Annotated in this window: 10 protein-coding genes; all 10 read left to right on the top strand. The window is 42.5% G+C overall.

From position 1 onward, the window contains the following. Positions 1-654 precede the first annotated feature (654 nt). The 10 genes from H8Z82_RS06545 (at position 655) to H8Z82_RS06500 (ending at position 13402) form a co-directional block, all read left to right on the top strand. A complete protein-coding gene (locus H8Z82_RS06545) occupies positions 655-1947 on the top strand; it encodes a M28 family metallopeptidase (protein WP_026076861.1) in 1293 nt (430 codons plus the stop codon). Between the two features lie 296 nt (positions 1948-2243). Further along, a complete protein-coding gene (locus H8Z82_RS06540) occupies positions 2244-3854 on the top strand; it encodes a glutathione ABC transporter substrate-binding protein (protein WP_019160474.1) in 1611 nt (536 codons plus the stop codon). 165 nt (positions 3855-4019) lie between these two features. Then, positions 4020-4940, top strand: a complete 921-nt coding sequence (locus H8Z82_RS06535) for an ABC transporter permease (protein WP_186994634.1) — start codon at positions 4020-4022, stop codon at positions 4938-4940. A gap of 13 nt (positions 4941-4953) precedes the next feature. Continuing rightward, positions 4954-5853 (top strand): ABC transporter permease, encoded by a 900-nt coding sequence (locus H8Z82_RS06530; protein ID WP_186994633.1) that lies wholly within the window; start codon positions 4954-4956, stop codon positions 5851-5853. Positions 5854-5865: 12 nt separating this feature from the next. Beyond that, positions 5866-6855, top strand: a complete 990-nt coding sequence (locus H8Z82_RS06525; RefSeq protein WP_186994632.1) for an ABC transporter ATP-binding protein — start codon at positions 5866-5868, stop codon at positions 6853-6855. A gap of 3 nt (positions 6856-6858) precedes the next feature. Next, the gene (locus H8Z82_RS06520; protein WP_019160478.1) at positions 6859-7833 is read left to right on the top strand and encodes an ABC transporter ATP-binding protein; all 975 of its coding nucleotides are present in this window, start codon (positions 6859-6861) and stop codon (positions 7831-7833) included. A gap of 74 nt (positions 7834-7907) precedes the next feature. Then, entirely contained in the window at positions 7908-8687 is a 780-nt protein-coding gene (locus H8Z82_RS06515; RefSeq protein ID WP_330607874.1) for a DeoR/GlpR family DNA-binding transcription regulator, read from the top strand. A gap of 64 nt (positions 8688-8751) precedes the next feature. Then, entirely contained in the window at positions 8752-9498 is a 747-nt protein-coding gene (locus H8Z82_RS06510) for a copper homeostasis protein CutC (RefSeq protein ID WP_186994631.1), read from the top strand. After that, a complete protein-coding gene (locus H8Z82_RS06505; RefSeq protein ID WP_186994630.1) occupies positions 9498-11999 on the top strand; it encodes a transglutaminase domain-containing protein in 2502 nt (833 codons plus the stop codon). Before H8Z82_RS06510 ends, H8Z82_RS06505 begins: the two co-directional genes overlap by 1 nt. Positions 12000-12091: 92 nt before the next feature. Then, the gene (locus H8Z82_RS06500; RefSeq protein WP_186994629.1) at positions 12092-13402 is read left to right on the top strand and encodes an alpha-L-fucosidase; all 1311 of its coding nucleotides are present in this window, start codon (positions 12092-12094) and stop codon (positions 13400-13402) included. The last annotated feature ends 56 nt before the right edge of the window (positions 13403-13458 follow it).

Below are 13458 nucleotides of genomic sequence, written 5' to 3'. Positions count from 1 at the left end.
TTTCATAAAAGCAAGGGAATCTTTTACAGACTGATAAAAGTGTTTTCCGGTAAATCCCTGAGAATGGAGCAGATGATTTTGTAATGCTGTGGATTGTCTTCACAGATAGCAAGATTCATGGTTGGGACTCCTTTTGTATATGGAAATATTTGGTGAAATACATGGAATTATCATACTGCTAAATGTCGAATTGTGCAATAGTCACTGTTCCTTGTGTTTTTGGAAACAGTAACAATAAAAGGTGCTAAATATGTAGCAAACTATGTCTATTTATGTCGATAAAGGTTATAGATGGAAGGTTCGTGATATAATCGGTATATGGAAACGAAGGAGAAAATAAAAATCCTGAAAAACTTTTAACGCTGCATATATATTGAAATCATCTGGTTTCCATGGAAGAAGAAAAGAAAATATTATGAGAAAGATCGTTTTATAAAAACAATATATAAGCAGCGTTTACGAAGTAATTGAGAAAAAAGATACAAAAAATATTTATATTGGACGATGATGATGTGTGAACAATCCCCGGAGGCCGGAAATGGTTTCCGGGGATTGTTTGCTTTTTGGGATTGCAGAACATCGTTATATATGATTATAATGTAAAAGATAACACCGGTTAAAAAATAAGTATGAGATCAGAGAGGGTATAGTATTATGAATACAAAGGAAATCAGCGGAAAACGTCAGATGGAGTTTCTGGCAGATTTTGATTATATCAGGGAGGCAGGAACAGAAGGCGAGGCAAAAGCAGCAGAGCGGATCAGAGCAGAGTTGGGAAGTTTTGGGGTGGAGAGTCATCTGGAGGAATTTGCCTTTTCTGCTTTTCAGATAAAAAAGGCAACACTGACCGTTACAAAGCCATACAGAAAGGAATATACAGTGACCGGATATGGTAGATGCGGAAATACCACAGAAGAGGGGACAGAGGCGGCTTTCTTGTATGCGGAAAATGGAGATGATATCAATCTTTCCTATGCAAAGGGAAAAATTGTAATGGTCAATGAAGTGGTGAGAGTAGAAATGTATCAGAAGCTGCAGCAAGCCGGAGCAGTTGGATTTATCAGTATAGCGGGAACACCGCTGGATGAAGGAGTTGATCTGACTCCACGTGCCTACAGTCTGCCCAGAAATCTGCAAGGAGAAAAAGATCAGCAGGTTCTTGAAGACATAGAGAAAGAAGCCGAAAAATACAGTAAAAGAATGCCGGGAATCAGCATTCACTATAAGGATGCAGTAGAACTGGTTACTAAAGGTGCATCCCAGGTATGTCTGACTGTCCGGCAGGAAATCATCACACGTACTTCTCGTAATGTGGTAGCGCGCATAGAAGGAACTGATAAAGGGGAAGAAATCCTGACTCTTACTGCACATTATGATTCTGTGCCTGAGGGACCGGGAGCTTATGACAATATGGCAGGCGGAGCTATTATTATGGAACTCTGTAGATATTTTAAGTCATACAGACCGCGCAGAACGATTGAGTTTGTATGGTTTGGGGCAGAGGAAAAGGGCCTTCTGGGAAGCCAGAATTATATCAGGGTTCATGAGAAGGAACTGGCAGCTCATCGCTTTAATATGAATGTGGATCTGGCCGGACAGCTCGTAGGAGGAACTGTTGTGGGAGTAACAGCAGATATTTCTGTCTGTGAGCTGATTACTCATATGGCACAGGAAATCGGGATTGGAATGTCAGTGAAGAATCAGATATGGGGAAGCGATTCCAACACCTTTGCGAGGAAGGGAATTCCGGCTATGACTTTAAACAGGGATGGTTTTGGTATGCATACCCGTCATGATACCATTGCGTTACTGTCAGACTGGTCATTGGAGAGAAGTGCGATCCTTCTGGGATATATTGCAGAGGAGTTGGGAAACAGGGAAAACTTCCCCTTTGAACGAAAAGTGCCTGAGAATTTTATCAGTCAGTTGGAAAAATACTTTGCATAAGTGTTTTCGGTGAAGTGACGGTGAATTGTAATAAGAAGATAAAATCGACAAAATAATAATAAACAAGAATGATTACGGATTGATTTATGGTGATTTATGCCAAAAATATCCATATTTATTGGTACAATACCAACAAAGTGATATAAAATACGATAAAATAATTGACAATACGATGGCATACTGCTATACTTGAACTCAAGTTAAGACAAAAATATAGAAACACTTTTTTTGTACCTAAAATTAACTGCACGATTGTAACTAATCAACAATGTACAGAGAGAAAAGGAGAAAAAACTATGAAAATGTACAAAAAAGTTTTGGCAGCAGCACTTGCAGGCGCAATGGCAGTTTCCATGTCAGCAACAGCTTTCGCAGCAGATGAGAATGGCTATATCGTTAAAGCCACAAATGAAGATTCCAAATCATCTGACAATGATCTGGTGATCGCTATTGAAGGAAGCGTAAGTTCCATGGACCCGGCAAACATTCCGGACACAAATGCAATTTCTGCTACACGTGGTGTATATGAAACATTAGTTTCTTTCGATGACAATCAGGAGCTGGTAGGAAAACTGGCTGAATCCTGGGAAATTTCCGATGATTCCCTTACCTATACTTTTAAGCTTCGTCAGGGTGTTAAGTTCCAGGACGGAACAGACTTTAATGCAGCAGCATTCAAAGCAAACTATGACCGTGTAGTTGACAAGGACAATAACCTTCGTCAGAGAAGAACCTTTATCATTGCTAATGCAGACGGTTCTGAAACTTCTCGTGTAGAGAGTATTGAAACACCGGATGATTACACAGTAGTTATCAAACTGGCAAAAGCATGGGCTCCATTTATCAACCGTCTGACACAGTTCTGTATGATCAGCCCGGCAGCTCTTGAAGAGTATGGCAATGATATCATGAATCATCCATGCGGAACAGGCCCATATGTATGTACAGAATGGGAAGAAGGAGATCACACAAGCTTTGCACGCAACGAAGAGTACTGGGGAGAGAAACCAGGCGTTGATACAGTAACAATCAGAGAAGTTCCGGAAGCAGGTGCACGTACAGCTATGCTTCAGACAGGTGAGGCAGACTTCATTTATCCTACACCATCTGATCAGATTGAAGCAATCAAAGGAACAGATGACGTTAACATTCTTACAGCAGATTCAAACATCATGAGATATGTAACTCTGAATATGGATCTGGAACAGCTTTCTGATGTAAAAGTACGTCAGGCTATGAACTATGCAATTGATAAAGATGCATATATCCAGTTAATGTATTCAGGATACGGAAAACCTGCTACATCTGTAGTTCCGTCTATCATCGGTGGATACGAAGAGCAGGAAGCTTACACATATGATGTGGAAAAAGCAAAAGAGCTTATGAAAGAAGCAGGATACGAAGATGGCTTCAAGCTTACACTCTGGGGTGATAACACAACTCAGGAAATCAAAGGTATGACATTTATTTCCCAGCAGCTTGCTCAGATCGGTATTGAAGTAGAGGTTCAGCCGATGGAGCCTGCAACAGTAGGTGATAAGATCTATGTTGACAAAGATGAAGCTGAGATCAATATGTGGTATGTAAACTGGTCCGCATCTGACTTCACAATGGATGGTTCCTTACGTTCTCTGCTCTACAGCTCCATGTGTCCTCCAACCAGTGCAAATACAGCATACTTCAACGATGCTGACTTTGACAAAGATCTGGATGAAGGTCTTGCAACTGCAAATGAAGAAGAACAGGCTAAATATTATGGCGATGCTCAGAAAATCGCATGGGAAGCTTGCCCATGGCTGTTCCTCGGTAACGACCAGATTATCTACTCTACAAAATCTTACCTGTCTGGTGTATATGTATCTCCGGACGGAGCATTCAACTTCGCAAATGCAACTTTAGCACAGTAATAACAAAGATGTTCAATCAGGAGAACTGCCATAAGCTTTACTATGGCAGTTCTCTGATTCTAAAACCTTTTTCAAACACATTCTTAAGTAAAAATAACCGGATTTCCGGTAATAAAAAACTGAAATACAGGAAAAGAATCAATATAAATGATAAGGAGGAAAACTATGGGACGTTATTTAGGTAAACGTTTGGTAAGCACGATCCCGCTGCTTCTGGTTATCTCATTTGTAGTATTTATGTTTATCCATATGATCCCTGGTGATCCGGCACGACTGATAGCCGGCCAGGATGCAACAAAGGAAGACGTAGCAGTTGTACGTGAACAGCTGGGACTTGATGAGCCGTTACTTGTACAGTATGGTCAGTATATGAAAGGTCTTTTTACAGGAGATCTTGGAAATTCTATTAAAAACGGTAAAACAGTAGCAGAAACAATCGCACCAAGACTGAAACCAACTATTATGCTGACTTTTTCATCCATGATCTGGGCAGCAATCATCGGTATTGCTATCGGTATCATCGCAGCTGTTTTTCATGGCAGGATCCTTGATTATGTAGGTATGGTAATAGCAATTGCAGGTATATCTGTTCCAAGTTTCTGGTTAGGTCTGGAATTGATCCAGCTTTTTTCAGTAGGCCTGGGATGGCTTCCAACTAGCGGACTGGAGACCTGGAAGAGCTATATTCTTCCATCACTCACAATGGGAGCAGGAATCATGGCTGTACTTGCCAGATTCTCCAGATCCTCCATGCTTGAGACAATGCGTGAGGATTATGTGCGTACAGCACGTGCAAAAGGTCTCTCTGAATCACTGGTAGTTATGCGTCATGCATTTAAGAACTCTCTGATCGAGATCGTAACAGTAGCTGGACTTCAGATCGGTGGTCTTCTTTCCGGATCTGTTATGGCTGAGACTGTATTCTCTATCCCTGGTCTTGGACGTCTTCTTGTTGACTCCATCCAGCTTAGAGATTACAAGGTAGTTCAGGCACTGCTTCTGTTCTTTGCTACAGAATATATCCTGATCAACCTGGTCGTAGATGTTCTTTATGGCGTAATTAACCCAAGAGTACGTTATGAATAGAGGAGGAGAGAAGATGGCAGATAAGAATACAACATCAACTATTAACCTTGCTGCTGCCGAAGAACTCCCTAAGGCACAGAGCAAGTTCAAAGAATTTGTAAAGAAATTCATGAAGAGAAAAACAGCAGTGATTTCTCTGGCATTTATTGTTTTTATTATTTTGATGGCGATCATAGGACCGTATGTAGTTCCGTATGATCCTCAGGCACCTGATTACACAGCTATGATGCAGGGACCCAGCGCAGCTCATATCTGGGGAACCAATGAATACGGACAGGACGTATTTTCACGTCTGATGGTCGGTACCAGACTTTCCCTGACATGTGCGCTGACAGCTACCATTATCGGTACAGCCCTTGGTGTTGTCCTTGGACTGATCGCAGGCTTCTATGGAGGAATTATAGATTCTCTGATCATGAGATGCTGTGATGTACTTTTTGCTTTCCCTGATATCCTTCTTGCAATCGCAGTTGTTGCTATCATCGGACAGGGTATGGTGAACGTTATGATCGCTGTTGCGGTATTTACAGTGCCGTCATTTGCGCGAATCATACGAAGTGCTACGATTTCCGTAAAACAGGCTCCTTATGTGGAAGTAGCCCGTTCTCTGGGATGTTCAAATATGAGAATTCTGTTTGTACACATTTTCCCCGGAACTATCCAGTCCATGATCGTTAACTTTACAATGCGTGTAGGTACTGCGATTCTTGCAGCTTCATCCTTAAGTTTCCTGGGATTTGGTGCGAATGTTACAGAGCCTGACTGGGGTTCCATGCTTTCCACAGGACGTAACTATCTGAACACAGCTCCTCATATGGTACTGTTCCCTGGTATTCTGATCTTCCTTACAGTTCTGGCATTTAACCTGCTGGGCGACGGTCTCAGAGATACCCTGGATCCAAAGATGAACTAGGAGGAAGAAGCCATGGCAGAAAAATTATTAGAAGTAAAGAATCTCCGCACGGAGTTTAAAAGAGATAAGACATGGGTGACAGCAGTCAATAACGTAAGTTTTTCTATCCAGCCAGGTGAGATCCTTGGTCTGGTAGGAGAGTCAGGATGCGGTAAATCTGTAACATCCCTTTCAGTTATGGGACTTCTGGCACGAAACAGTAAGATTTCCAACGGAGAGATCCTGCTCAATGGGAAGGATCTTCTCAAGGAAGATAAAAAAGGTATGAGAAAGATCAGAGGACGTGAAGTTGCCATGATCTTCCAGGAGCCTATGAACTCTCTGAATCCATGTATGAGAATTGAGAAACAGCTGACAGAAGCAATCCTTCTTCACAATAATTTCTCAAAAGAAGAAGCACACAACAGAGCATTTGAGGTACTGAAATCTGTAGGTATCCCTGAGCCGGATATGACACTGAAGAGTTACCCGCATCAGCTTTCAGGCGGTATGTGCCAGCGTGTTATGATCGCTATGGCAATGTCCTGTGAGCCGGAGCTTCTGATCGCAGATGAGCCTACAACAGCTCTTGACGTTACGATTCAGGCACAGATCCTGGAGCTGATGGAGGAGATCAGAGCCAAGAAAAATACAGGTATCCTGATGATCACACACGACCTTGGTGTTGTGGCAGAAATGTGTTCCAGAGTTGTTGTTATGTATGCGGGACGTATTGTGGAAGAGGCACCTGTACATGACCTGTTTGCAGATCCTAAGCATCCATATACACAGGGTCTGATCGGTTCTGTGCCAAAGCTTGGAAGCGGTGTGGAATCCCTGCCGTCTATCCCGGGAAGTGTACCGGATCTGTCTGTGATGCCCAAGGGATGTAAATTTGCACCGAGATGTAAATATGCGACGGATATCTGCCATCTGCAGGAGCCGGAGCTTGTAAGCATCAATGAGGCAGGCACAAGAAAATGCAGATGTCATCTGCTGAACAAGAGTGGAAAGGAGGCATAACCAGTGAGCGAGCCCTTATTATCAGTAAAAAATATGAAAAAAACATTCCAGGCGAACGGAGGAATGTTCAGCAAGAAGAAACTTGTCCATGCTGTAAATGATGTATCTTTTGATATTTATCCGGGCGAAACCTTCTCTCTGGTAGGAGAGTCTGGTTGTGGAAAGTCTACCACAGGTAAACTGATCGATCATCTGATCATACCGGATTCCGGCGAGATCTGGTTTGAGGGAAAAGAGATTTCCAAACTTACTGAGAAGGAAATGCGTTCTTTACGTTCTGACATCCAGATGGTATTCCAGGATCCATATGGTTCCCTGAATCCAAGAATGAAGGTTCAGGATCTTATCGGTGAGCCGCTTCTGATCCATACAAATATGAGTGCAGGTGAGAGACTTAAGAAGGTTCATGAACTTCTGGGAACCGTAGGTTTAAGCCCATCTCACGGAGAACGTTATCCTCATGAATTCTCAGGCGGCCAGCGTCAGCGTATCGGAATCGCCAGAGCACTGACTGTACAGCCAAAGCTGATCATTGCAGATGAGCCTGTATCAGCACTTGATGTTTCCATTCAGGCACAGGTACTGAACCTTCTGCAGCAGCTGCAGAAAGATTTTAATCTTACCTACCTGTTCATTTCTCATGACCTGAGTGTTGTTGAGATGATCTCAGACAGAATTGGTGTTATGTACCTTGGTACGATCGTAGAGACAGCACCAAAGAAAGAGCTTTATGCAAATCCAAGACATCCATATACCAGAGCACTCCTCTCTGCAGTGCCGATCCCGGATCCGGATCTGACAAAGGAACGTATCACATTAAAAGGTGATCTTCCAAGTCCAAGCAATCCGCCAAGTGGATGTCTGTTCCATACACGATGCCCGCATTGTACAGAAAAATGTAAGACACAAGTGCCCACACCTGTTGAAATTGCACCCGGACATATTGTAAAATGTCATTATCCTGAACTTACGGAATAAACAGTAGTATTGAATCAGAGATGTGATTTACAGATATCTGGTCAGGACAAAATATAAAGGATCATCATAAAGAGATGAGGAAAGAAGGGGCTATGTTTACTGAGGAAAGACAAAGCGCAATAGAGAAATGTCTTCGTGAAAACGGAAAGGTCAAGGTTAAGGAATTAAGTGAGAAGTTTCAGGTTACAGAGGACTGTATCCGTAAAGACCTCAAAATTCTCGAAAACGCCGGAAAGTTAAAGAGAACCTACGGTGGAGCGATTCTTTCACAGGATTATCCGCTGGAAAGAGATGTAGTAGACAGACGCCATTATAACCTTGACAAAAAGAAAGCAATTGCGGCGAAAGCATTTAAGCTGATCAAGAATAATGAGACGATTTTCCTGGATATTTCTACCACAAATATAGAATTGGCAAAGCTTCTTGCTGCGTCAAATATGAGAGTGGTAGTTGTCAGCAATATGATCGATATTCTGCAGATCCTTGCTACAAATCCATCGATCACTGCTATTGGTACCGGGGGGACAATGTACCGGACAGTGAATGGTTTTATGGGGGCTGCGGCCATAGAAGTGATGAAGCAATATAGTTTTGACCGTGCATTTATAGGAAGCTGCGGTGTGGACATGACCGATTGTGCAATTACTACATTGGGGGTAGAGGACGGATTGACAAAGAAGGCGGCTATGCACAGCAGCAGACATAAATATGTCGTTATGGAGAGAGAAAAGTTTTATTTTAATGATTCTTATAAGTTTGCGTATTTTGATGATATCAGCGGAATCGTTACAGATGAATTTCCGGATGACACGATCGTGAGTACACTGGAAAGAGCTGGGGTGAAATTGTTTTAAGTGAATTTGATAAACAGGATAATTTTATTTAATTGATCCTGATGAAGAAGATGGAGGAAAGTACGTGAAAGAATACATATTGGAAGCCTGTGTGGATTCCGTGGAATCTGCCATGGCAGCGGCTTCAGGAGGTGCAGACAGACTGGAGCTTTGCAGTAATCTGATAATAGGCGGAACCACTCCGGGACCGTGGCTTTTTGAAGAGGTAAGAAAGCGTTCGGATATCAGGATCCATGCCCTGATCCGTCCGCGTTTTGGAGATTTCTGTTATACAGATGCGGAGTTTTCCATAATAAAGAGTGCAGTAGAAGATTTCAGAAAAATGGGTGCTGAAGGTGTAGTATTTGGGGTGCTGAAACCGGATGGCACATTAAACATGGAACAGATGAAGGAGCTTATGGAGGCTGCAGGGGATATGTCAGTAACACTCCACAGAGCTTTTGATGTGTGCGTTGATCCGCTGGAAACTATGGAACAGGCAATTTCACTGGGAATTGATACGATCCTTACTTCAGGACAGCGCAATGTATGTCTGCAGGGAGCAGATCTTCTGAAAGAACTGCAGGAGAAGAGCAGAGGACGTATTACGATCCAGGCAGGAAGTGGTGTTGGTGCAGAGGTGATCCGACAACTCTATCCGCTTACGGGGATAAGGGCTTACCATATGACAGGAAAGCATGTGATCGACAGTGAGATGCAGTTTCGGAAAGAGGGAGTTAATATGGGACTTCCAATGATCAGTGAATATGAGATATGGCGTACGGACGTTGACAGTATCCGTGCTGCAAAGAAAGTTCTGGAGGAATTATGATGGCAGAACCGAAGATTTTTTTGAAGGAGAACAGGGAGCGAATTGAAAAGAATTACCTGGAGCAGACAAAGAGTCTGCCCCGGTTTTTTGCGTCTATAGATGAAAAAATACAGAAATGTACAGAAGAGGTGGCGCTTGCATGCAAGTATTTATATGCATTTATGCCGTACAGTGATATTGGAAACTATCCGTTTGAAGTATTTCTGGATTATGCTGAAAACGGTGTACAGCTGTGGAAAGAGAATCCACAGATAGCAGATATGCCTGAGGATATTTTTCTGAATTATGTACTGTTTCACAGAGTAAATGAAGAAGAGATCGCACCCTGCAGAACCTTTTTCCGAACAGAGATCGGAACAAGAATACAGGGAATGAATTTCAGAGAAGCAGCTCTGGAAGTGAACTACTGGTGTGCAGAGGAGGCAACCTATCATTGTACGGATGACCGTACTTTATCTGCACTCTCTGTATATCGCAGAGGCAATGGAAGATGTGGGGAAGAGTCTGTTTTTACAGTTAATGCACTGCGAAGTGTAGGTGTGCCTGCACGTCAGGTATATGCACCGAAATGGTCTCACTGTGATGATAATCATGCGTGGGTGGAAATCTGGTGTGACGGTAAATGGTATTTCCTGGGAGCCTGTGAACCGGAAGAAATCCTGAATAAAGGCTGGTTTACTAACGCATCCTCAAGGGCAATGATGATCCATTCCCGTATATTTGATACAAAGATCCCGGAAGGTGAAGTAATAGGCAGAGATGGCATGGTAACCATGCTGAATGAACTGAAAAGATATGCAGTTACAAAGGAGATTACTGTATCTGTAAAAGATGATCAGGGACTTCCAGTGGAGGGAGCTGAGGTTTCCTTTGAGGTACTCAATTATTCTGAGTATGCACCGATTGCAGAGAAAGAAACAGACGAGAATGGCAGGGCTGTACTGACAACAGGTCTTGGAAGTCTGCATATTTCTGTAAGAGCATGCTGTAACGAAGAATGGCTTCATGCTGAGAAAGCAATGAACACAGAGACAGAGGACAGCTGTGAAATCTGTCTGAGGCATCAGACTGCAGGAGAAAATGCAGGATATGAGAAGTGGACAGCAGCAGATATGTTTGCTCCTCATGATGCACCGGTAAATACAGATATGCCTGATTCTGAACAGAAGGAAAGAGGAAATAAACGTCTGGCAGCTGCCAATGCACACAGAGAGCAGAAGGTAAGAAACTGGAGAAATCCGGAGTGTGAGCGTTTCCTTCAGAAAGAGGTAAACAGAATAGAGAAAGCTGTTGCTGCTTCGTACAGAGAGGATCTTCTTAACGTTCTGACAGAGAAAGACAGAACAGACTGTCTCAGTGATGTTCTTGAAGAGCACTTGGATCTTGCGATTTCGTATCATGGTATGATGAACAGGGATACATTTGTATCTTATGTGTTGAATCCAAGAGTGGATGATGAGGTCCTTCAGAAATACAGAAGAGAGATAAAGAACAAATTTTCCAGAGATGAGAAGCAGGAGCTGAGAAATGATCCATCCCAAATCTGGAAGCTGGTGGAGAAAGCTGTTGTTTCCAGACCTGAGAAAGAACGTTCAAGTGTGATCACAACACCTGCAGGATGTCTTAATACCTGTACAGGAAGCTTCCTGTCAAAGAAAATCCTTTTTGTTGCAATGGCAAGAACGTTGGGAGTTCCGGCACGTCTGAACCCTCATGACCGTTCCATGGAATATATGGAAAACGAAAAGTTTGTTCCCGTACTTGCAAAGACAGAGAAGAACAGTACTCTGATCCTGAAATCGGGAGAAGATACACAATGGAAATATTTCCAGAATTGGAGTATTGCAAAACTGGAAAATGGCAGATATGTGTCTCTGAAACTGGGTACAGAGGCATTTGAAAACCAGCATATGAATCTGCCACTGGAATCCGGAAAGTACAGAATCCTTACTTCAAACAGACTTCCAAATGGAAATATGTTTGCAAATGAATATCATTTTGAGATCCAGCCTGGAGAGACAAAAGAGATAGATCTGGTTTTAAGAGAGGCAGATCTGGAAGATATGTTGGAGAATATTTCCATGCCGGAATTTACTCTGAGAAGAGAAGATGGAAGTACAGTAAAAGCTTCAGAGCTTACTGCCGATGGAAAGCATATCCTTGCATTCCTGGAAGAAGAGAAAGAACCTACAGAACATATCCTGAATGAAATGATGGAGCAGGAAGAAGCTTTTGCAGGATATGCAGAGAAGATTATTTTTGTAGTGAGAAGCAAGGATGCTCTGGAAACTCCTACACTGTCAAAGGCCCTGAAAAAACTGAAGAACGTTCAGATTTATTATGATGATTTTTCAGAGATCATCAATACCCTTGGAAGACGTATGTATGTAGATCCGGATAAACTTCCGTTGATCATTGTGACCAATGGAAGTCTCAATGGAATCTATGCGACCAGCGGTTATAATGTGGGAACCGGAGATATGCTGCTCAGACTGATGTGATGACAAAAATCGGGTGAGCAGCAAGGCTGTCCGGCAGATACAGATCCGGAGCAGAAGGTTAAATAATCATATGAATACAGGAGATATAGATTATGTATCAGTTTAACAGAGAAGAATATGAAGCACGTATGAAATGGTATCAGGAAGCACGTTTTGGAATGTTTATCCACTGGGGATTATATTCTATCCCTGCAAGAGGAGAGTGGGTACGCAGTACAGAGGAAATTCCGGAGGAAGAATATCTTCCTTTTATGAAAGAGTTTGATGCAAGGGATTATAACCCGAAGCAGTGGGCAAAAGAAGCAAAAGAAGCAGGAATGAAATATGTGGTCCTGACAGCAAAGCATCACGATGGATTCTGCTTATTTGACAGTAAATATACAGATTATAAGGCAACAAATACACCTGCAGGAAGAGATCTGATCAGTGAATATGTGGAAGCACTCAGAGAAGAAGGACTGAAAGTGGGAATCTATTTCACATTACTTGACTGGCATCATCCGGACTATCCACAGTACGGAGACAGGATCCATCCTATGAGAAATCATCCTGAATGCAGTAATGAGAACAGAGATTTTTCACGTTACACAGAATATCTCTACAATCAGGTAGAGGAGATCTGTACAAATTATGGAAAGATCGATATTATCTGGTTTGACTTCTCCTATGATGATATGAGAGGTGAGAAATGGGGTGCAACAAGACTGATCGATATGGTCCGCAGATTACAGCCGGGAGTTATCATTGATAACCGTCTGGAAGTAAGCGGCGAGGGAAGGGGCTCTCTGTATGAATGTGATCCGAAGCCATATCATGGTGATTTTGTAAGCCCTGAACAGATTATTCCGCCGGAAGGTATCTGTGATAAAAACGGCGATCCTATGGTATGGGAAGCATGCTTTACAATGAACAATAACTGGGGATACTGTGCAAATGATCATTATTACAAACCGGCTTCCATGCTGATCAAAAAGCTGGTAGAATGTGTTTCCAAGGGCGGAAATATGATCCTGAACGTAGGTCCTGATGCAAAGGGTAAATTCCCGAAGGAATCTTCTGATATCCTGGCTGAGATCGGACGCTGGATGAAATATAATCATGACAGTATTTATGGATGTGTTCCTGCAAATGATATCCCGAAACCGGATTATGGACGTGTCACCAGAAAGGGTAATAAATATTATGTACATATTTATGAGAACACATTAGGTCCTCTGCCATTGATCGGATTTGACAAGAATAAGATCGTGAAAGTACGTTCACTGGCTGACGGACATGAAGTTCCTCTGTCTACAGCATGGGTACACAGTGATTACCCTGACATTGCATTTGTAGACCTGGGACCGGACCCTGTATTACCGGATTCGGTAGACTATGTACTGGAAGTGGAAATGGAAGAATAAACTAAAACGGATATGGAAATGAAGAACAAGGGGCTGTCCTGAAAAACAGCCCCTTG

The sequence above is a fragment of the Blautia difficilis genome, assembly GCF_014297245.1.
Classification (GTDB): Bacteria; Bacillota; Clostridia; order Lachnospirales; family Lachnospiraceae; genus Blautia_A; species Blautia_A difficilis.
Note: the sequence above shows the minus strand (reverse complement) of the source record. Positions and strands in the feature narration are given on the sequence as shown.

Excerpts from the sequence above, each read along its gene's own strand:
- H8Z82_RS06530 (WP_186994633.1), top strand. The coding sequence starts at position 4,954 with ATGGCAGATAAGAATACAACATCAACTATTAACCTTGCTGCTGCCGAA.
- H8Z82_RS06505 (WP_186994630.1), top strand. The coding sequence starts at position 9,498 with ATGGCAGAACCGAAGATTTTTTTGAAGGAGAACAGGGAGCGAATTGAA.
- H8Z82_RS06535 (WP_186994634.1), top strand. The coding sequence starts at position 4,020 with ATGGGACGTTATTTAGGTAAACGTTTGGTAAGCACGATCCCGCTGCTT.
- H8Z82_RS06545 (WP_026076861.1), top strand. The coding sequence starts at position 655 with ATGAATACAAAGGAAATCAGCGGAAAACGTCAGATGGAGTTTCTGGCA.
- H8Z82_RS06540 (WP_019160474.1), top strand. The coding sequence starts at position 2,244 with ATGAAAATGTACAAAAAAGTTTTGGCAGCAGCACTTGCAGGCGCAATG.
- H8Z82_RS06525 (WP_186994632.1), top strand. The coding sequence starts at position 5,866 with ATGGCAGAAAAATTATTAGAAGTAAAGAATCTCCGCACGGAGTTTAAA.
- H8Z82_RS06515 (WP_330607874.1), top strand. The coding sequence starts at position 7,908 with ATGAGGAAAGAAGGGGCTATGTTTACTGAGGAAAGACAAAGCGCAATA.
- H8Z82_RS06500 (WP_186994629.1), top strand. The coding sequence starts at position 12,092 with ATGTATCAGTTTAACAGAGAAGAATATGAAGCACGTATGAAATGGTAT.